The 19,985-nt window shown below is 71.2% G+C and carries 19 protein-coding genes, 1 pseudogene and 1 riboswitch; of the genes and pseudogenes, 11 read left to right on the forward strand and 9 right to left on the reverse strand.

The features are described 5' to 3' along the window. Positions 1-28: 28 nt before the first annotated feature. A riboswitch (TPP riboswitch) is annotated at positions 29-142 on the forward strand. From thiO to ACFYW8_RS17140, 6 genes are all read left to right on the forward strand, one after another. After that, entirely contained in the window at positions 140-1,306 is a 1,167-nt protein-coding gene (gene thiO / locus ACFYW8_RS17115; RefSeq protein WP_389074916.1) for a glycine oxidase ThiO, read from the forward strand. It overlaps the preceding riboswitch by 3 nt. Beyond that, a complete protein-coding gene (thiS, locus tag ACFYW8_RS17120; protein ID WP_355850470.1) occupies positions 1,303-1,503 on the forward strand; it encodes a sulfur carrier protein ThiS in 201 nt (66 codons plus the stop codon). The genes thiO and thiS overlap by 4 nt, the downstream gene beginning before the upstream one ends. Positions 1,504-1,506: 3 nt before the next feature. Further along, entirely contained in the window at positions 1,507-2,301 is a 795-nt protein-coding gene (locus ACFYW8_RS17125; protein ID WP_389074923.1) for a thiazole synthase, read from the forward strand. A gap of 361 nt (positions 2,302-2,662) precedes the next feature. Further along, the gene (gene pknB, locus ACFYW8_RS17130; RefSeq protein WP_389074927.1) at positions 2,663-4,600 is read left to right on the forward strand and encodes a Stk1 family PASTA domain-containing Ser/Thr kinase; all 1,938 of its coding nucleotides are present in this window, start codon (positions 2,663-2,665) and stop codon (positions 4,598-4,600) included. A gap of 181 nt (positions 4,601-4,781) precedes the next feature. Beyond that, complete coding sequence (locus ACFYW8_RS17135; RefSeq protein ID WP_365880026.1) at positions 4,782-5,651, forward strand: deoxyribonuclease IV; 870 nt, start codon at positions 4,782-4,784, stop codon at positions 5,649-5,651. An 83-nt stretch (positions 5,652-5,734) separates the two neighbouring features. Next, complete coding sequence (locus tag ACFYW8_RS17140; protein WP_389074931.1) at positions 5,735-6,355, forward strand: DUF4396 domain-containing protein; 621 nt, start codon at positions 5,735-5,737, stop codon at positions 6,353-6,355. Between the two features lie 52 nt (positions 6,356-6,407). Here ACFYW8_RS17140 and ACFYW8_RS17145 read toward each other — a convergent pair whose 3' ends face one another. Continuing rightward, positions 6,408-7,040 carry a sulfite oxidase-like oxidoreductase gene (locus ACFYW8_RS17145; protein ID WP_365880024.1) on the reverse strand — a complete coding sequence of 211 codons (633 nt, stop codon included), beginning with the start codon at positions 7,038-7,040 and terminating at the stop codon, positions 6,408-6,410. Between the two features lie 155 nt (positions 7,041-7,195). Here ACFYW8_RS17145 and bfr point away from each other — a divergent pair, with 155 nt between their 5' ends. Next, positions 7,196-7,675 (forward strand): bacterioferritin, encoded by a 480-nt coding sequence (bfr, locus tag ACFYW8_RS17150; RefSeq protein WP_266757830.1) that lies wholly within the window; start codon positions 7,196-7,198, stop codon positions 7,673-7,675. Here the strand turns inward: bfr and ACFYW8_RS17155 are convergent. The 3 genes from ACFYW8_RS17155 to ACFYW8_RS17165 all read right to left on the reverse strand — a co-directional run bounded on the left by ACFYW8_RS17155 (position 7,672) and on the right by ACFYW8_RS17165 (position 10,814). After that, complete coding sequence (locus ACFYW8_RS17155; protein ID WP_389074937.1) at positions 7,672-7,959, reverse strand: bacterioferritin-associated ferredoxin; 288 nt, start codon at positions 7,957-7,959, stop codon at positions 7,672-7,674. The two genes, bfr and ACFYW8_RS17155, sit on opposite strands and share 4 nt — an antisense overlap. A 160-nt stretch (positions 7,960-8,119) precedes the next feature. Then, on the reverse strand, positions 8,120-9,472 hold the full coding sequence (locus ACFYW8_RS17160; protein WP_389074941.1) for a class II 3-deoxy-7-phosphoheptulonate synthase: 1,353 nt from the start codon (positions 9,470-9,472) through the stop codon (positions 8,120-8,122). Positions 9,473-9,596: 124 nt separating this feature from the next. Next, complete coding sequence (locus ACFYW8_RS17165; protein WP_365880018.1) at positions 9,597-10,814, reverse strand: glycoside hydrolase domain-containing protein; 1,218 nt, start codon at positions 10,812-10,814, stop codon at positions 9,597-9,599. A gap of 151 nt (positions 10,815-10,965) precedes the next feature. On the opposite strand from ACFYW8_RS17165, the gene ACFYW8_RS17170 reads away from it, so the two are divergent. After that, entirely contained in the window at positions 10,966-11,022 is a 57-nt protein-coding gene (locus tag ACFYW8_RS17170) for a trp operon leader peptide (RefSeq protein ID WP_351867684.1), read from the forward strand. A gap of 109 nt (positions 11,023-11,131) precedes the next feature. Then, positions 11,132-13,033, forward strand: coding sequence for an anthranilate synthase family protein (locus tag ACFYW8_RS17175; RefSeq protein ID WP_389074948.1), 1,902 nt, complete (start codon positions 11,132-11,134; stop codon positions 13,031-13,033). Here ACFYW8_RS17175 and ACFYW8_RS17180 read toward each other — a convergent pair. From ACFYW8_RS17180 to ACFYW8_RS17200, 5 genes and pseudogenes are all read right to left on the reverse strand, one after another. Next, positions 12,985-13,980, reverse strand: coding sequence for a 2-hydroxyacid dehydrogenase (locus ACFYW8_RS17180; protein ID WP_365880012.1), 996 nt, complete (start codon positions 13,978-13,980; stop codon positions 12,985-12,987). The genes ACFYW8_RS17175 and ACFYW8_RS17180 overlap by 49 nt on opposite strands. A 102-nt stretch (positions 13,981-14,082) precedes the next feature. After that, a complete protein-coding gene (locus ACFYW8_RS17185) occupies positions 14,083-15,111 on the reverse strand; it encodes a 6-phosphofructokinase (protein WP_365880106.1) in 1,029 nt (342 codons plus the stop codon). A 143-nt stretch (positions 15,112-15,254) separates the two neighbouring features. Further along, entirely contained in the window at positions 15,255-15,902 is a 648-nt protein-coding gene (locus ACFYW8_RS17190; RefSeq protein WP_389075156.1) for a response regulator, read from the reverse strand. Positions 15,903-15,975: 73 nt separating this feature from the next. Next, a complete protein-coding gene (gene macS / locus ACFYW8_RS17195) occupies positions 15,976-17,199 on the reverse strand; it encodes a MacS family sensor histidine kinase (protein WP_389074956.1) in 1,224 nt (407 codons plus the stop codon). A gap of 240 nt (positions 17,200-17,439) precedes the next feature. Next, positions 17,440-18,204, reverse strand: a pseudogene (locus ACFYW8_RS17200) (lysophospholipid acyltransferase family protein); the annotation flags it as partial. 159 nt (positions 18,205-18,363) lie between these two features. On the opposite strand from ACFYW8_RS17200, the gene ACFYW8_RS17205 reads away from it, so the two are divergent. Beyond that, on the forward strand, positions 18,364-19,173 hold the full coding sequence (locus ACFYW8_RS17205) for an alpha/beta hydrolase (protein ID WP_389074961.1): 810 nt from the start codon (positions 18,364-18,366) through the stop codon (positions 19,171-19,173). Continuing rightward, entirely contained in the window at positions 19,166-19,948 is a 783-nt protein-coding gene (locus ACFYW8_RS17210) for a hypothetical protein (RefSeq protein ID WP_389074965.1), read from the forward strand. Before ACFYW8_RS17205 ends, ACFYW8_RS17210 begins: the two co-directional genes overlap by 8 nt. Positions 19,949-19,985: the final 37 nt, after the last annotated feature.

The raw sequence follows: 19,985 nt of genomic DNA on the forward strand, positions 1-19,985 counted from the left end.
GGAGCGGGGCGGGCTAGGGTGGCCAACGTAAAGCACTCGCGGGAGCCCGGACGCACCGGGCTGAGAGGGAGGCTGGGGCGGCCTCCGACCGTACGAACCTGATCCGGGTCATGCCGGCGAAGGGAGGGGCTGGACGCCCATGTCGCCCACGCGTTCGTCAGACGTCCTCGTCATCGGGGGCGGAATCATCGGTCTGGTGACGGCCTGGCGGGCCGCGCAACGCGGGTTCACCACCGCGCTCGTGGACCCGGAGCCGGGGGGCGGGGCCGCCCAGGTCGCGGCCGGAATGCTCGCCGCCGTCACGGAACTGCACTTCGGCGAGGAGACCCTGCTGGGTCTCAACCTCGCCTCCGCGCGCCGCTATCCGGACTTCGCCGCCGAACTGACCGAGGCGACCGGCCAGGATCTCGGATACCGCCGGTGCGGCACGCTGGCCGTCGCGCTGGACGCCGACGACCGCGCCCACCTGCGGGAACTGCACGCTCTGCAGGTCCGGTCGGGGCTGGAGTCGGAGTGGCTGAGCGGTCGTGAGTGCCGCCGCCTGGAGCCGATGCTCGCACCGGGCGTGCGCGGGGGTCTTCGGGTCGACGGTGACCACCAGATCGACCCGCGGCGCCTCGCGGCAGCCCTGGTCACGGCGTGCGAGCGGGCCGGAGTGGTCCTGCACCGGACCTGGGCGGAGCGCCTGGCGCTCGCGGGGGACCGGGCCGCGGGAGTGGTCACCACGGACGGCACCGAACTCACCGCGGGCCAGGTGGTGCTCGCCGGCGGCAGCCTCAGCGGGCGGCTGGCGGGCGTCCCCGACGACGCCCGGCCGCCGGTGCGCCCGGTCAAGGGGCAGGTGCTGCGATTGACCGTGCCCCAGCGGTACGCGCCCTTCCTCAACCGCACCGTGCGGGCCGTGGTGCGCGGCAGTCACGTCTACCTCGTGCCGCGCCGGAACGGCGAGCTCGTGGTCGGCGCGACCAGCGAGGAGCTGGGCTGGGACACCACCGTGACGGCGGGCGGCGTCTACGAGCTGCTGCGCGACGCCCACGAGCTGGTCCCCGGGATCACCGAGCTGCCGCTCACCGAGACCCGTGCCGGGCTGCGCCCCGGCTCCCCCGACAACGCGCCGCTGCTCGGTCCGACGGCACTGGACGGACTGCTGCTGGCCACCGGGCACTTCCGCAACGGCGTGCTCCTGACACCCGTCACCGGCGACGCGATGGCCCATGCCCTCGCCACCGGCGAACTCCCCGCCGAAGCCCGCCCCTTCACGCCCCTGCGCTTCGGCGCCACCGCCCTCACGGAGCAGCCCGCATGAACATCGTCGTCAACGGGGAGCGGCAGCGGATCGCCGCGGGAACCGCTCTCGACGCGCTCGTCGCGACGCTCACCCCGGCACCGGCCGGAGTGGCCGCCGCCCTGAACGAAACCGTCGTCCCGCGCGCGCAGTGGTCGTCCACCTCCCTCACCGAGGGCGACCGCGTGGAAGTCCTCACCGCCGTCCAAGGAGGCTGACCCATGGCCGACGATCCCTTCGTCCTCGGTGGTACGGCCTACGCTTCCCGGCTGATCATGGGGACGGGCGGTGCGCCCAGCCTCGACGTGCTGGAGCGCTCCCTGGTGGCGTCCGGCACGGAGCTGACGACGGTCGCGATGCGGCGCGTGGACGCGTCCGTGCACGGCTCGGTCCTGTCGGTGCTCGACCGGCTGGGCATCCGCGTCCTGCCGAACACGGCCGGCTGCTACACCGCCGGTGAGGCCGTGCTGACCGCCCGGCTGGCGCGCGAGGCGCTGGGCACCGACCTGGTCAAACTGGAGGTCATCGCCGACGAGCGCACCCTCCTGCCCGACCCGATCGAACTGCTCGACGCGGCGGAGACGCTGGTCGACGACGGCTTCACCGTGCTGCCGTACACGAACGACGACCCGGTGCTGGCGCGCAAGCTGGAGGATGTCGGCTGCGCGGCGATCATGCCGCTCGGCTCACCCATCGGGTCCGGGCTCGGGATCCGCAACCCGCACAACTTCCAGCTGATCGTCGAGCACGCGCGCGTGCCGGTGATCCTGGACGCGGGGGCGGGTACGGCGTCGGACGCGGCGCTCGCGATGGAGCTGGGGTGTGCGGGGGTCATGCTCGCCTCGGCGGTGACGCGGGCGCAGGAGCCCGTGCTGATGGCGGAGGCCATGCGGCACGCCGTGGAGGCGGGGCGCCTGGCGCGGCGGGCGGGGCGCATCCCCCGGCGGCACTTCGCCCACGCGTCCTCTCCCGTGGAGGGCACGGCGGCGCTGGACCCGGAACGCCCGGCGTTCTGATCAGCTGCCGACGTACCGCCGGAACGTCGGTTTCCGGCCGGACGGGCGCGGCGGGCCCCCCGCGGGGGCGGGCGCCGCGGGTGCGTGGTGTCCGCGCGCTCCCGAGTGCGCCCCTTGCGACGTGCGTCTGGTGTCATGCGCGGACCGCGCGGTGGTGAACGCGGCGGCCGGTCGTGGACGGGTTCCGTGACGGCGCAGGTTGTCGCGTTGTGGCCTTGCGGTGGCGAACGGGACCTGATCGGACATCTGCGCGATGAACGGACCTTCGTGCGTGCGATGTGCGTCACAGCTCGGCTGCAGTCGGGCCCCGGTATCCGCCGAACGGGGCGTCGTGACGGTGGCGGCTCGTAGACTCACCTGCGTGGATACGACCCTTCAGGACCCCCTTGTCGGACACGTGCTCGACGGCCGTTACCGCGTCGACGCACGGATCGCGGTGGGCGGGATGGCCACGGTCTACAGGGCCCTGGACACCCGCCTCGACCGCGTGCTCGCCCTCAAGGTGATGCACCCGACGCTGGCCGCCGACGGTTCCTTCGTCGAGCGGTTCATCCGCGAGGCCAAGTCGGTGGCACGGCTGGCGCACCCCAACGTGGTGCAGGTCTTCGACCAGGGTGCGGACGGGTCGTACGTCTATCTGGCCATGGAGTACATCGCAGGGTGCACCCTGCGGGACGTGCTGCGCGAGCGCGGCGCCCTGCAGCCCCGGGCCGCTCTCGACATCCTGGAGCCGGTGCTCGCCGCGCTCGGTGCCGCGCACCGCGCCGGCTTCGTGCACCGCGACATGAAGCCGGAGAACGTCCTGATCGGGGACGACGGCCGGGTCAAGGTCGCGGACTTCGGCCTCGTCCGCGCCGTGGACACGGTGACCAGCACGACGGGCGCCGTCCTCGGCACCGTGTCGTACCTCGCCCCCGAGCAGATCGAGCACGGCACCTCCGACACCCGGGTCGACGTCTACGCCTGCGGAGTCGTCCTCTACGAGATGCTCACCGGCGCCAAGCCGTACACCGCGGACTCCCCCGCACAGGTCCTCTACCAGCACCTTCACGCCGACGTGCCACCACCGTCGGCCGTCGTGCCGGGCATGGCGTACTCACTGGACGAGCTGGTCACCGCGGCGACCGCACGCAATCCCGAGGTCCGCCCGGCCGACGCCGTGGCGCTGCTCGGCCAGGTCCTCGAAGCGCGCGCCGGCCTCACCGCCGAGCAGCTCGACGCGGTGCCGCCCGGTGCCCTGTCGGTGGGCCACGACAACGCCGACGACCGTACGAGCGTGATCCCGCGCTCGCTGTCCGTACCCCGTCCGCTGCCCGTGAACGACGACGACGCCCTGCACCGGACCAGCAGGTTCGAGCAGAGCAGCCCCTTCGGTGCCGCGCCGGCCATGCCGCCGCAGTCTCCGGGGACGCGTCCGCGGCGCGGGATGCTGATGGTCGTCGCCGCGATCGTGCTGGTGCTCGGCCTCGGGGGCGGTGTCTGGTACATCAACTCGGGCCAGTTCACCAAGGTCCCGCCGGTCCTGGCGAAGACGGAGCAACAGGCCAGGTCCCAGCTCCGGGAATCCGGGCTCGACGTCAAGCAGGTCAAGCACGCCTACAGCGACACGGTGAAGCGCGGCACGGTCATCAGCACCGACCCCGGTGTCGGCGAGCGGATCCGCGACAACGACTCCGTGACGCTGACCGTCTCCGACGGCCCCCAGACGGTGAAGGTGCCCGACCTGAACGGCCTCGCCCTGTTCAAGGCGAGAGAGGTGCTCAAGGGCGACGGGCTCGCCGCGGGCATGGTCACGCGTGAGTTCAGCGAGGACGTGACCAAGGGCTTCGTGATCGGTACGGTTCCCGGCGCGGGTACCCCGCGGCACTCGGGCTCGGCGATCGCGATCGTCGTGAGCAAGGGCGCCCGGGTGAAGCTGCCCGACGTGACCGGCTCTTCGGTCGAGGACGCGACCGCCCAGCTGGAGGGCGCGGGCCTGAAGGTGAGGATCGCCGCGGAGCGGGTCGAGTCGGAGTTCGACAAGGGCCAGGTCGCCGTGCAGACGCCGGGCGCGGGCCACGAGGCGGCGACGGGCGACACCGTGACGCTGACGGTTTCCAAGGGCCCCCAGATGGTCGAGGTCCCCGACGTCGTGGGCGACAGCGTGAGCGACGCGAAGCAGGCGCTGGAGGATGCCGGGTTCCAGGTCGACGAGGACCGGGGCCTGCTCGGGCTGTTCGGCGACACGGTCAAGAAGCAGTCGGTGCACGGCGGCGGCACGGCGCCCAAGGGCTCGACGATCACGATCCAGATCCGCTGAGCGGATCCGCCGGACGACACGGACTGGACGACACGGACGCACGGCCTCCGACCGGGCAGCCGCTCGGGGGCCGCTCCCCCGAGCGGCCCGTGAGGTGCACGAGACCCCTGAAGCCCGCGCGTGAGGTCCCCCATGAGGTCCGCCCGCGGGACGCCCGGCGGCGCGTGACACCCTGACGGGTGTGACCAGCAAGCAGCTCCGCAACCCCGTCGGCGGCCATGTCCCCGTGGCCGGCGGCCTCGCCTCCGTCGGCCTGGCCTACGCCCGTGACCTCGCGGCCGAGACCGTCCAGGTCTTCGTCGCCAACCCGCGCGGCTGGGCGACCCCCGTCGGGAACCCGAAGCAGGACGAGGACTTCCGTGCCGCCTGCGCCGCCGGGTCGATCCCCGCGTACGTCCACGCCCCGTATCTGATCAACTTCGGCTCGCACACCGAGGCGACGGTCGAGAAGTCGGTGGAGTCGCTGCGGCACTCGCTGCGGCGCGGGCGGGAGATCGGCGCCCTGGGTGTCGTCGTGCACACGGGGAGCGCCACCGGTGGCCGGGAGCGGTCCGTCGCGCTGAAGCAGGTGCGCGACCGTCTGCTGCCGCTACTGGACGAACTGACCCACGACGACGACCCGTTCCTCCTGCTGGAGTCGACGGCAGGCCAGGGTTCCTCGCTCTGCTCCCGCACCTGGGACTTCGGACCGTACTTCGACGCCCTGGACGCCCACCCCAAGCTCGGCGTCTGCCTCGACACCTGCCACATCTTCGCGGCGGGCCACGATCTGACCGGGCCGAGCGGTATGCACCAGACCCTCGACCTGCTGGTCGACACCGTCGGCGAGGGGCGGCTCAAGCTGATCCACGCCAACGACTCCAAGGACGTGGTCGGCGCGCACAAGGACCGCCACGAGAACATCGGCTCCGGCCACATAGGCGAGGACCCGTTCCGCGCCCTGATGACGCATCCCGCCACGGAGGGCGTACCGCTGATCATCGAGACACCCGGCGGGAAGGAGGGGCACGCGGCGGACGTGGAGCGACTGAAGAAGCTCCGCGACGGATAGTCCCGCCAACACTCGGGAATACCCCATAGGGGTATACGGTTCCTTCTGTGCGAAGGAGCCGTGACTCGACACCGGGGGATCTCATGCAGCACGAGACACACACCCACGCCGACCCGCAGGCACCCGCACACGCTCACCCCCACGCGGACCCGCAGGCACCCGCACACCCTCACCCCCACGCGGACCCGCAGGCACCCGCACACCCTCAAACCCACGGGGACCCCCAGGCACCCGCACACGCTCACACCCGCCGGCACGAGCCGGCCAAGGCCACCTGGTCCATGGCCGCCCTGGCCACCCTGCACTGCCTCACCGGCTGTGCCGTCGGCGAGGTGCTCGGCATGGTGGCGGGCACGGCGTTCGGGTGGGGAAACCTGCCGACGACGGTCCTGGCGATCGCGCTGGCCTTCTTCTTCGGTTACTCGCTCACGCTGCGCGGGGTGATGAAGGCGGGTGTCGACCTCCGCACCGCCTTCCGGGTGGCGCTGGCCGCGGACACCCTGTCCATCGCGGTGATGGAGCTGATCGACAACGGCGTCATCGTCCTGTGGCCAGCCGCGATGGACGCGCAGTTGGGGGACCCGCTGTTCTGGGGCTCGCTGCTGATCTCGCTCGCCGCGGCCTTCGTGGTGACGACGCCCGTCAACAAGCGGCTGATCGGCCGGGGCAAGGGGCACGCGGTGGTCCACCGGTACCACCACTGACACACCCGGAGCGGAACGCCGGGACAGGACACCCGGGCGGGAACGCCGGGACTCAGAGCTCGGGGCCGTCCCCGGGCTCCTCCTGGTAGGAGTAGCGCTGCTCGCGCCAGGGGTCACCGACGTTGTGGTAGCCGCGCTCCTCCCAGAAGCCGCGGCGGTCGGCGGTCATGTACTCGACGCCGCGCACCCACTTGGGCCCCTTCCACGCGTACAGGTGCGGGACCACCAGGCGCAGCGGGAAGCCGTGTTCCGCCGTCAGCAGTTCGCCGTCCTTGTGGGTGGCGAAGATGGTGCGCTCGGAGGCGAAGTCCGCGAGGCGCAGGTTCGAGCTGAAGCCGTACTCGGCCCAGACCATCACGTGGGTGACGGTGGGCGCGGGCGGGGCTATCTCCAGGATCGTACGAGCGGGGACCCCACCCCATTCGGCCCCCAGCATGCTGAACTTCGTGACGCAGTGCAGATCGGCGACGACGGAGGTGTACGGGAGGGCGGTGAACTCGTCATGGGTCCAGCACTGCTTCCCGCCGTCGGCGGTGGCGCCGAAGACCCTGAATTCCCAGCGTTCGGGGCGGAACTTGGGGACGGGTCCGTAGTGCGTGACCGGCCAGCCGCGCTGAAGTCGCTGTCCCGGCGGAAGCTCCGACTGTGCCGTTTCTCCAGATTCGCGCTCCACCGGCTGACCCATGACTCCATCCTGACAGACCCGGAACAGTGCCCGTGACCAGCGCAGGCCGGAATCGGGCAACTCGTAGTAAGCATGCACTTACTGGACGCTCTCGGGCGCCGGTGCGAGGATTCGGCGCAATCTGCCCAGTCCCCCGCTTGGAAGGAGCCTCTGCGATGCAGGGCGACCCCGAGGTCATCGAATTCCTCAACGAGCAGCTGACCGGTGAGCTGACCGCGATCAACCAGTACTTCCTGCACGCGAAGATGCAGGAGAACTTCGGCTGGACGAAGCTCGCGAAGTACACCCGGCACGAGTCGTTCGACGAGATGAAGCACGCGGAGGTGCTCACCGACCGCATTCTCTTCCTGGACGGACTGCCGAACTACCAGCGGCTCTTCCATGTCCGGGTGGGGCAGACCGTCACCGAGATGTTCCAGGCCGACCGGCAGGTGGAGGTCGAGGCGATCGACCGCCTCAAGCGCGGGATCGAGGTGATGCGGGCGAAGGGCGACATCACGTCCGCGAACATCTTCGAGTCGATCCTCGAGGACGAGGAACACCACATCGACTACCTGGACACCCAGCTGGAACTGGTCGAGAAGCTCGGCGAGGCGCTCTACATCGCGCAGCTCGTCGAGCAGCCGGAGAGCTAGGCGGCCTCGCGCCCGGCGGTCCCGTACCCGACGGCCTCGCGGCGGTCGGCCTCGACGGTTCCGAGGACGTCGGAGAGCACCGGCATGCCCTGGTCGGCCAGCTCGCGGCGCGGACAGGAGCCCCTGCCCAGCAGTGCCTGGATCCGGCGTACGCACGAACCGCAGTCCGTGCCCGCCTTGGAGGCCGAGGCTATCTGCCGAGGAGTACAGGCGCCGTTCTCCGCGTGCTTCTTCACCTGCTGCTCGGTGATCCCGAAGCAACTGCAGACGTACACGCGGTTCACCTCCCGCCGGAATCGTGGGGTCGTGCCGTCCCGATGATCGGTGAGGCTAACCTAACCTTACCCGTGACACAGGAACCACAAAAGTGGTGCGGGGCGCGGATCGTATGTGATCCGCGCCCCACTTCAGGTACCGGTAACAGGCGTCCCGCCTGTTGATCTGCTACTGGTCGCGGTACATCTCGGCGACGAGGAACGCCAGGTCAAGGGACTGGCTGCGGTTCAGACGGGGGTCGCAGGCCGTCTCGTAGCGCTGGTGCAGGTCGTCGACGAAGATCTCGTCGCCGCCGCCCACGCACTCGGTGACATCGTCACCGGTGAGCTCGACATGGATGCCGCCCGGGTGCGTGCCGAGGCCCTTGTGGACCTCGAAGAAGCCCTTGACCTCGTCGAGCACGTCGTCGAAGCGGCGGGTCTTGTGGCCCGAGGCCGCCTCGAAGGTGTTGCCGTGCATCGGGTCGGTCACCCAGGCCACGGTCGCGCCGGAGGCGGTGACCTTCTCGACCAGCTCGGGCAGCTTGTCGCGGACCTTGTCGGCGCCCATGCGCACGATGAAGGTCAGCCGGCCCGGCTCGCGGTCCGGGTCGAGGCGCTCGATGTACTGCAGCGCCTCCTCGGCCGTCGTCGTCGGGCCCAGCTTGATCCCGACCGGGTTGCGGATCTTGGACGCGAACTCGATGTGCGCGCCGTCCAGCTGACGGGTGCGCTCGCCGATCCACACCATGTGGCCCGAGACGTCGTACAGGTGGCCGGTGCGCGAGTCGACGCGGGTCAGCGCCGACTCGTAGTCCAGGAGCAGCGCCTCGTGGGAGGCGTAGAACTCGACGGTCTTGAACTCCTCCGGGTCGGTCCCGCAGGCCCGCATGAAGTTCATCGCGTTGTCGATCTCACGCGCGAGCTGCTCGTAGCGCTGGCCGGACGGGGACGACTTCACGAAGTCCTGGTTCCAGGCGTGCACCTGGCGCAGGTCGGCGTAGCCGCCGGTGGTGAAGGCGCGCACCAGGTTGAGCGTGGAGGCGGACGCGTTGTACATCCGCTTCAGGCGCTCGGGGTCCGGGATCCGGGACTTCTCGTCGAAGTCGAAGCCGTTGACCGAGTCGCCCCGGTACGTCGGCAGGGTCACGCCGTCGCGGGTCTCGGTGCCCTTGGAGCGCGGCTTGGAGTACTGGCCGGCGATCCGGCCGACCTTCACCACCGGCACCGAGGCGGCGTACGTGAGGACGGCGCCCATCTGGAGCAGGGTCTTGAGCTTGTTGCGGATGTGGTCGGCCGACACGGCGTCGAAGGCCTCGGCGCAGTCGCCGCCCTGGAGAAGGAACGCCTCTCCCTTGGCGACGGACGCCAACCGGGCGCGCAGCTGGTCGCACTCGCCCGCGAAGACGAGCGGCGGATACGACGCGAGGTCCGCGATCACATCGCGCAGAGCCTCGGCATCGGGGTACTCGGGCTGCTGCGCCGCGGGCAGGTCTCGCCAGGTGTTGCCAGCGCTCGCGCTGGACTTAGCGTTCACGGTCACCCCGACAACATTACGGGGTCGTGTCCGGCGTCCATTCACATGCTCATCAATTGAGACGAACCCCGCTCGATCGGCACCTCTCCGGGCGGCGGTACGACACGTCGCCGCCCGGAGGGGGGAACCGCTAGTCCACGTCGAGGCGGTCGCGGTCGATGGAGATCCTCACACCGCCGTGGGTCTCGGTCGTGTCGCCCACGTACTGGTGGACGCGCTGGTGCTTGCCCCACAGCGTCGAGGGGATCGAGGAGTCGGACGTGCTCGACGCGCCGTTCCAGCGGGCGAAGTGGATCACGTCGGGCAGGGTGACGTCCGCCCGGTTGGCGATCAGGTCGGAGACCAGGGACGAGGTGTTGCCGTACGCGCCGGAGCGGTAGCCGAGTGCGTGCAGGCGCACGGTGTAGGCGTCGAGGTAGGCGAGCACCTGGTCGGTGACCTTGCCGCCGGGCTCGTAGTGCTCCAGGTCGTCGTAGATCACCGTGCCCTTTCCGAAGCCCAGCGCGGCGGCCTGCTTGACCGCGTCGTCGGCCGCCGCGGTGCCCTGCGGCACCGGGCTGGTGATCGCCGAGCAGCCGCCGCCGCAGCTGCCGCCGTCGGCGGAGGGCTGCCGGCCGACGTACAGCGGGAAGAACCGCCAGCCGTGCGTGTACTGCGTACGTACCCATTCGGCGGTGAGGTGCTGCTGGGCGCAGGCACGGTTGAGGCCGCCGATGTAGACGCCGATGGCGCCGTACGGGGAGTCGTCGCGCCAGGCGTCCATCGCCGACTGGCTCGGGGCGGTGCAGGCGTCGAACCCCTCGCCGCGGTACGAGGTCGCGTCCGTCGGCACCGGGGCCGCCGCCGGCCGTTCCGCGGGTCCCTCGGCCCGTGCGGCGGCGACGGGCAGTCCGGCGCTGCGCAGGACGTCCTGGATACGGGTGCGGTCGTAGCCGTAGGCGGCCGTGACGGCGATGCGGTCGGCGGTGGCCCGGTAGGTGCGGGCCGTGGGGTTCTCGGTGACGGTCCGGTCGGCGGCCGGAGCGGGCTCGACGAGCAGTGCCTCGGTACGTCCGCTGGCCCTGGCCGGGCAGTTCTGGTCGCTGCCGGGTGTGCCGAGGTAGACGGCGTGCCGGTCGAAGCGGACGCAGGTGTCGGGATGCTTCTTCAGGTCCACGATCCGCCAGGAGGAGGGGACGGTGAAGATGTGACCGCGGTAGGCGACCTGGGTCAGGTCCTCGGAGTCGCTCGGGCGCGGGGCCGAGCTCGCGGGGCCGAGCGGTCCGGCGGCGAGGGCGGCGGCCGCGAGGAGCACGGTCAGGGCGCGGGTGCCGGTCCGGCGGGTCTGGGGCGAACGGACTGCGTGCATGACTCTCGTTTCCACGGTGGGTTCGGACTGTCCGGCCGTCCGCGGCCGGTGATCTGTCTGGCCATCCATGGCCGGTGACCGGGCGGTCGGAACGCCCTGCGGGAACGGTTCACGCTGTTGCGCACCCCTCACGTCGGGTAATGTGCGGCGCATGTTCGCGCATTCGAACCAGAACTGGTGGTGGACCGCTCATCCGGCGGCCCGCTGACTGCGCGTAGACACGACTTCGCGAAGGCCGCCCGAGGGGCGGCCTTCGGTGTTTGCGGACCCGGGCCGTTCCTCTCCGAGATGCACGATTCGAGAGAAGGACCGCACCGATGAATCTGCTCGACCTGCTGGACGATCCCCGCCCCTTCGCCCTGCTGCGCCGCCGCACCCCGGGCCGCGACCACGATGTGGTGGAACTGCTGCTGGGGCCGGTGCGCGAGGTGGAGCGCCTCGCCGACATCCCCGACGAGGGCCTCGCGCTGATCCCGTTCCGGCAGATCCGGGAGCGCGGTTTCGACGTACGCGACGACGGGACCCCGCTTTCGGTGCTCGTCCCCGAGGAGCGCCACGAACTGCCGCTCGTACAGGCGCTGGCCGAGCTGCCGGCGCACGAGGTCCGGGTCGAGGGCGGCGGCTTCGACGTCGGCGACGAGGAGTACTCCGGGATCGTCGAACGGGTGCTGCGCGAGGAGATCGGGCGCGGCGAGGGCGCCAACTTCGTGATCCGGCGGACGTACGAGGGCCGGATCCCGGGGTTCGGACGGGCCGACGCGCTGGCGCTGTTCCGCCGGCTGCTGGTCGGCGAGCGGGGCGCGTACTGGACGTTCGTCGTGCACACCGGGGAGCGGACGCTGGTCGGGGCGAGCCCGGAGGTGCATGTCCGGATGTCCGCCGGGACGGTCGTGATGAACCCGATCAGCGGGACCTACCGCTACCCGGCCGGGGGCCCGACGCCCGAGGACCTGCTCGCGTTCCTCTCCGACGGCAAGGAGATCGAGGAGCTCTCGATGGTCGTCGACGAGGAGCTCAAGATGATGTGCACGGTCGGCGACATGGGCGGGGTGGTGATCGGGCCGCGGCTCAAGGAGATGGCCCATCTCGCCCACACCGAGTACGAGTTGCGGGGCCGCTCCTCGCTGGACGTGCGGGAGGTGCTGCGGGAGACGATGTTCGCGGCGACCGTCACCGGCTCGCCGGTGCAGAACGCCTGCCGGGTCATCGAGCGCCACGAGGTCGGCGGGCGCGGCTACTACGCGGGGGCGCTGGCGCTGGTCGGGCGGCAGCCGGGGGACGGGCCGGACGCAGGGCCCGGGGCGCAGACGCTCGACTCCCCGATCCTCATCCGGACCGCCGACATCGACGCGGACGGGCGGCTGCGGGTGCCGGTCGGCGCCACCCTCGTACGGGGATCGGATCCGGCGGGCGAGGTCGCCGAGACCCATGCCAAGGCGGCGGGTGTGCTGGCGGCGCTGGGGGTGCGGCCCGGCAGTCCGCGCCCGGACGGCGCCCGGACGGGGCTGGGCGACGATCCGCGGGTGCGGGCGTCGCTGGACGGGCGGCGGGCCTCGCTGGCGCCGTTCTGGCTGCGGATGCAGGAGCGGTCCCGGGAGCTCGCCGGGCACGCGCTGGTCGTGGACGCCGAGGACACCTTCACCGCCATGCTGGCGCATCTGCTGCGGTCGTCCGGACTCGATGTGACGGTGCGCCGCTACGACGAACCGGGGCTGCGCGGGGCGGTCCTCGCGCACGAGGGGCCGGTGGTCCTCGGCCCCGGTCCCGGCGACCCCTCCGATCCGGCGGACCCCAAGATGCGCTTCCTGCGGACACTGACCGCCGAGGTGCTCCGGGGGCACCGGCACGGCGTCCTCGGTGTCTGCCTCGGGCACGAGCTGATCGCGGCCGAACTGGGGCTGGACATCGTCCGCAAGGACGTGCCGTACCAGGGCGCGCAGACCCGCATCGACCTCTTCGGGCAGCCGGAGACGGTCGGTTTCTACAACAGTTTCGCGGCGCGCTGCGACGACGACGCGCTGGTGGAGCTGTCGGCGCACGGCGTCGAGGTCAGCCGCGCCGCGAACGGCGAGGTGCACGCGCTGCGCGGTCCCGGGTTCGCCGGTGTGCAGTTCCACCCGGAGTCGGTGCTGACGCTGAACGGCGCGGCGGTCGTAAGGGAGCTGACGGGTCAGCTGCGGGGCACCAGCACGTTCTCCGAGCGGCGGCCCTCGGTGTAGTCGAGGACGTTCCCGACGGTGGCGTCGACGATCTGGCCCACGGCGTCGCCGGTGTAGTACGCCTGGTGCGAGGTGACCAGGACGTTCGGGAAGGTGACCAGGCGGGCCAGGGTGTCGTCCTCGACGGTTTCGAGGGACTTGTCGAGGAAGAACAGTCCGGCCTCCGCCTCGTACACGTCGAGGCCGACGCCAGTGAAGCGGCCCTCGCGCAGCTGGGCGACGAGGGCCTGGCTGTCGATCAGGCCGCCGCGGCTGGAGTTCACCAGGATCGCGTCGTCCTTCATCGCGCGCAGGGCGTCGGCGTCGATGAGGTGCTGGGTCTCCGGCATCAGCGGTACGTGCAGGGTGACCAGGTCGGACTCGGCGAGGAGGCGCTCCTTGGAGACGTACTCCATGCCGAGTCCGACGCAGGCCGGGTTCTCGGCGATGTCCCAGCCGAGCAGGTTCATGCCGAAACCGTGGGCGATCCGGGTGAAGGCCTCGCCGATCTTCCCGGTGCCGATGACGCCCGCGGTGCGGCCGTGCATGTCACGGCCCATCAGTCCGTCGAGGCGGAAGTCGAAGTCGCGGGTGCGGTTGGCGGCGCGCACGATACGGCGGTTGACGGCCATGCCGAGGGTCCAGGCGAACTCGGCGACCGAGTAGGGCGAGTAGTACGAGACCCGGGCGACCGTCATGCCGAGGCGCTCGGCGACCTCCAGGTCGATGTTGTTGAACCCGGTGGAGCGCTGGGCGACGAGCTGGGTGCCGCCGGCCGCCAGGGTCTGCAGAACCCGGTGTCCCAGGCCGCAGTTGACGCTGGTGGAGACGACCTCGTAGCCGGCCGCGATGGGCGCGGTGTCCTCGGTGAGGAAGACACCGAGGCAGCGGACCTCGTGGCGTCCCGCGAAGGCCTTCTCGATCAGGGGCTTCTCGTCGGACTGGACGCCGAACGCCAGAATCTCCACCGGTTTCTCCCGTTCTGGGGGTATGGGCCGAATATACGGCCCATACCCCGAAGACACGGAGACGTGGAGGTGCAGAGACGCGGAGACGCGCAGGCGCCGCCGTCAGCCGAAGAAGACTCCGACCTCCTCGTAGAGCTTCGGGTCGACCGTCTTCAGCTTGGCGGTGGCCTCCGCGATCGGAACGCGGACGATGTCAGTGCCGCGCAGGGCCACCATCTTGCCGAAGTCGCCGTCGCGGACGGCCTCGATGGCGTGCAGGCCGAAGCGGGTGGCGAGCCAGCGGTCGAAGGCGCTGGGCGTCCCGCCGCGCTGGACGTGTCCGAGGACCGTGGTGCGGGCCTCCTTGCCGGTGCGCCGCTCGATCTCCTTGGCCAGCCACTCGCCGACCCCGGAGAGCCGGACATGCCCGAAGGAGTCCAGGGTGCCGTCCTTGAGGACCATGTCGCCGTCCTTGGGCATGGCGCCCTCGGCGACGACCACGATCGGCGCGTACGACGCCTTGAAGCGCGAGGTCACCCAGGCGCAAACCTGCTCGACGTCGAAGCGCTGCTCGGGGATGAGGATGACGTTCGCGCCGCCGGCCAGGCCCGAGTGGATGGCGATCCAGCCCGCGTGGCGGCCCATCACCTCGCAGACGAGGACGCGCATATGTGATTCGGCGGTGGTGTGGAGGCGGTCGATGGCCTCGGTCGCGATGTTGACCGCCGTGTCGAAGCCGAAGGTGTAGTCGGTGGCGGAGAGGTCGTTGTCGATGGTCTTCGGTACGCCGACGACGTGGATGCCGTACTCGTCGCCGAGTCGCGCGGCGACGCCGAGGGTGTCCTCGCCGCCGATCGCGATGAGGGCCTCGACCTCCTGTTTGGCGAGGTTCTCCTTGATCCGGCGGATACCGTTCTCGTGCTTGAGGGGGTTGGTGCGCGAGGATCCGAGGATGGTGCCGCCGCGCGGCAGGATCCCGCGCACGGCGGGGATGTCGAGCCGTACGGTGTCGCCTTCGAGCGGCCCCCGCCAGCCGTCGCGGTAACCGACGAAGTCATAGCCGTACTCCTGCACGCCCTTGCGGACGACGCCCCGGATGACGGCGTTGAGCCCGGGGCAGTCGCCGCCTCCGGTCAGTACTCCGACCCGCATGGAAAGTCCCTTCGCCATGGTTGGCTGATGGACTCACGCTAATAGTGATCCAGGTCACTTCGGCATGGTGCGGATGGTCTATTCCGGTGAATTGTCGGCCAGTTGATCAACGCAGATCACCCGAAGGGTGGCCGCTGCCCGGGTCAGGCCTCGTCCAGTCCGCGCTCTATGGCGTAGCGGACCAGCTCGACACGGTTGTGCAGCTGGAGCTTGCCCAGGGTGTTCTGCACATGGTTCTGGACGGTGCGGTGGGAGATGACCAGACGCTCGGCGATCTGCTTGTAGCTCAGACCCTTGGCGACCAGGCGGAGCACCTCGGTCTCACGGTCGGTCAGCTGCGGGACCCTCGGCTCGCCGGCGCCCGTGGCGGTGGCGGGCTCCGAGGCCAGCCGGCGGTACTCGCCGAGGACCAGGCCCGCGAGGCCCGGCGTGAACACCGGATCACCGACAGCCGTCCGGCGCACCGCGTCGGCCAGCTCCTCCGCGGACGCCGACTTCAGGAGATAGCCGGTCGCGCCGGACTTCACCGCCTCCAGCACGTCGGCGTGCTCTCCGCTGGCCGACAGGACCAGGACGCGCAGGGTCTGATCGGCGCCGACCAGCTCCTTGCAGACCTGGACACCGGGCTTGGCGGGCAGGTTCAGATCGAGGACGAGTACGTCGGGCGCCGCCGCCAGGGCGCGGCGCACGGCCTGTTCGCCGTCGCCCGCCGTGGCGACCACGTCGAACCCGGCGGCCGCCAGGTCCCGGGCCACGGCGTCGCGCCACATGGGGTGGTCGTCCACCACCATGACCCTGATGGGTGCCTCGCCCGAACGCGGCTCCGCCGCCGTCCCGCCCGTCATCGCCGCACCGTCGCCTTCGTCATCGCGTCCTCGCCTTCCCCCGCACGCCCTTCGGCACCTTCAGCTCGACTTCCGTGCCCTGCCCCGGGACCGAGATCAGCTCGGCCGCGCCGCCCAGCTCGCGCAGCCTGCCGCGGATCGACAGCGCCACCCCGAGCCGCCCCTCGCCCTCGGCCTGGGCGAGCCGCCCCTCCGGGATGCCGGGGCCGTCGTCGCGCACCGTCACGATCACCGCGTCCGGCTCGTCCTCGACCAGGATCCAGGCGCGGGCGTCGGGGCCCACGTGCTTGCGGACATTGTCCAGGGCGGCTCCGACTGCAGCGGCCAGTTCCAGCGCGACGGGCGGGTCGAGCGGCACCGGGGCGCCGGGCTCGGAGAGGGTCACGCGCGCGGTGGTGTACCGCGCGAGCAGGGCGCGCAGGTCGACGGGACCCGCGGGACCCTCGTCGTCGGGTTCGTCGACGGCGCGTACGACCGCGCCGAGCGCGGCGTCCTCCGACACCCGGGAGACGGGCACCAGACCGCCCGACACCAGGGTGCGCAGCGCCACCTCCTGCTCACCGGCCATCCGGCCGAGCTCCGCGGCCTCGCCGCCGAGCGCGCTGCCGCGCCGCTGCACCATGGCGAGGACCTGGAGCACGCCGTCGTGGATGTCCCGGGCGAGGCGCTCGCGTTCGCGGGTGGTCGCCTCGATCTCCAGGGCGCGGGCGAGGGTGCGCTCGGAGGCGCGGGCGACCTCGACGACGTAGCCGATGGCGATGGAGGCGACCCAGACGAGGACGACGTTGTGCACGGTGTCGCGGGCCGGGGCGCCGCGCTCGACGAGGTTGGCCGCGGCGACGAGCGTGGAGGCGAAGGCCGCCCACCGCCAGCCGCCCTTGATCGCGAAAGCCAGGACGGCGCCGGCCGTCCATATCGACGGCAGCGTCGGACCGCCCGAGTCGATGCGCGAGGCGGAGTCGGCGACGCGGGTGAGCATGATGCCGACCAGCGCGACCGTGAGGTCGGCGGCGAGGAAACGCTTGGTGCATTTGGCCGCCCCGGAGACTCTCGGGAGCGTGGCCAGCGTCCAGACGAGCAGGAACGCGAAGAACCCGACGGCCACCCAGGGGCGGGCGAACCTGTCGTACGCGGTGGCGAAGAGCCCGATCGCGTACAGCACGGTCAGCACCCGGTAACCGGTCAGCGCACGCCACAGCGGCTGCTCGACCGACATCCTCATGACTCTCACGCGCTTGGCCATGCCCCCCACCCCACACTGCCGACGTCCTGACGGACGCTTTCAGGAGCCGGACCGTTGCGTGTCGGTCGGTTCGGCTTTCCCGGCGGTCTGCTGACCGGCCGCCGGATCGGCCGGCTCCCCGACCCGCCCCTCGACAGCCTGCTCCTCGTTCTGCTCCTCGGCCGCCAGCTCCTCGGCCGCCTGCTCCTCGGACAGCTCTTCGGCCGCCAGCTCCTCGGACAGCTCTTCGGCCGCCTGCTCCGCGGCCAGCTCTTCGGCCTGTTCCTTGGCCGCCTGCTTCTCCGCCTGGGCGAGTGCCGCCCTGGCGGCCTTCTCCGCGTCCTTCTCGGCCTTCGCCGCGTCCGCGATCTGCCGCTTGGCGGCCGTCGCGTACATGTCGACGTACTCCTGGCCGGAGAGCTTCATGATCTCGTACATGACCTCGTCGGTCACCGCGCGGAGCACGAACCGGTCGTGCTCCATGCCGCTGTAGCGGCTGAAGTCCAGCGGCTTGCCGATGCGGATGCCCGGGCGCATCAGCTTGGGCATCACCTTGCCCGGCGGCTGGATCTTCTCGGTGTCGATCATCGCGACGGGGATGACGGGCGCACCGGTGGCGAGGGCCACGCGCGCGAGGCCACCGGGCTTGCCCCGGTAGAGCCGGCCGTCGGGCGAGCGCGTGCCCTCCGGGTAGATGCCGAACAGCTCACCGCGCTCGATCACGTCTATGCCGCTCTTGATGGCCGCCTCGCCCGCGCCGCGCGCGCCGGAACGGTCCACCGGCAGCTGGCCGACGCCCTTGAAGAAGGCGGCGGTCATCCGGCCCTTGATACCCGGGGTCGTGAAGTACTCGGCCTTCGCGATGAAGGTCACCTTGCGGTCGAGGACCGCCGGCAGGAAGAAGGAGTCCGAGAACGACAGGTGATTGCTCGCCAGAATGGCCGGGCCCTCGGCGGGGATGTTCTCGAGGCCTTCCACCCAGGGCCTGAAGGCGAGCTTCAGTGGCCCTCCGATGGAAAACTTCATTGCGCCGTAGATCACCCGAGTGCCTCCTGTGTCGTAGATCAGACCTTAACCCGGAGCGCCCTCAAAGGACCCGACGACCCTGGTCGGTGTCAGTACGGTCGCGTACGGTGAGGCACATTCGGAGTCGTTTTCCGCCCAACTCATGAACAGGAGACCGAGGTGCCGGTCCTTCCTGGAGCCGAGCCGTTCCGCCACGACGGCGGAGAGGTCGGCGTCCTTCTCTGCCACGGTTTCACCGGCTCCCCGCAGTCGCTGCGCCCCTGGGCCGAGTATCTCGCCGAGCGCGGTCTCACTGTGGAACTGCCCCTGCTGCCGGGACACGGCACACGCTGGGAGGACATGCAGCTCACCGGCTGGCAGGACTGGTACGCGGAGGTGGACCGCGCGCTGCGTGCCCTGCGCGAGAGCTGCTCCCAGGTCTTCGTCCTCGGGCTCTCGATGGGCGGCGCGCTGGCCCTGCGGCTCGCGGCCAAGCACGGCGACGAGATCAGCGGCGTCGTGGTCGTCAACCCGCTGAACAAGGTGCAGGGCCTCGCCGCGCACGCCCTGCCGGTGCTCCGTCACCTCGTTCCCTCGACGAAGGGCATCGCGAGCGACATCGCGAAGGAGGGCTCGGAGGAGGTCGGCTACGACCGGGTGCCCCTGCACGCCGCTCACTCGATGCGAAAGCTGTGCGCGGTCGTGGACGCGGAGCTGCCGCAGGTCACCCAGCCGCTCCTGCTGCTGCACAGCCTCCAGGACCATGTAGTCTCCCCCGCCGACTCGGCGCGCATCCTCGGCCGGGTGTCGTCCACGGACGTGACGGAGATCGTGCTGGAACAGAGCTACCACGTCGCGACGTTGGACCACGACGCGGACCGGATCTTCGAGGAGAGCTACTCCTTCGTCACCCGGCTCGCACCCGGTGCCGGCAAGGAGGCCGACGCGGGTCAGGTGGGTCGGCAGGAAGGGACGGCAGCCGGTGGCTGAGCACGACGCGGACCGCGGCGATTCCGAGGAGAAGGGCGTACCCGTCGGCGAGCCGCTCGACGGGACCCTCGGTGACGGGCGCGCCGACGCGCTCGGAGAGTCCGCGGGGGACCCGCTCGGAGAGTCGCCCGGTGATGCCCGCGGGGAGTCTCCCGGCGACGAGCAGAGCGTGCCCTTCGACGAGGACGCCGCCTGGCAGTCGATCGTCGAGGGATACGGCGAACAGCCGCCGGACCCGCCCGGCGCACGGCCGTTCCGGTCGGTGGAGGACCTCGCGCTCCCCGAGCCCGGTCCTGACGCGGGACCCGAGACCGGCGGCAGGAGCGTCGGCGGCACCGGGGACGGCGCCGGCGATGACGACGACGCCCCGGCTCCCGGGGCAGCGCCCGAGCCGGAGGCCTCCTCCGGCGACCGGCCCTCCGCCGCCAGGCCCCTCGGCAGCTCGATCGCCTTCGCGCCCGGTGTCGGCGGTCCGCGGGACTACCGTGCGGCCGAGCCGTCCGAGGACGACTTCGACGAGGACGACGAGGGCCACTTCGTACCGCCCGAGCCGCCGCCGCTGCCGGCCGCGGACACGACCGCCAAGTTCGCCTGGCTCGGCGTGCTCGGTGGCCCCGCCCTGCTGCTGCTGGCCGTCCTGCTCAGCTGGGACATGACCTGGTGGCTGACCACCCTCGGCATCGGCGGTTTCCTCGGCGGCTTCGCCACCCTGGTGGCGCGCATGAACGCCGATGACGACGACCTCGACGACCCGGGGCGCGGCGCGGTGGTCTGACCCTGACCCCAGGGCACGTATTCAGGACGCGGGGCCT

Source organism: Streptomyces sp. NPDC002742 (assembly GCF_042888885.1).
GTDB lineage: Bacteria > Actinomycetota > Actinomycetes > Streptomycetales > Streptomycetaceae > Streptomyces.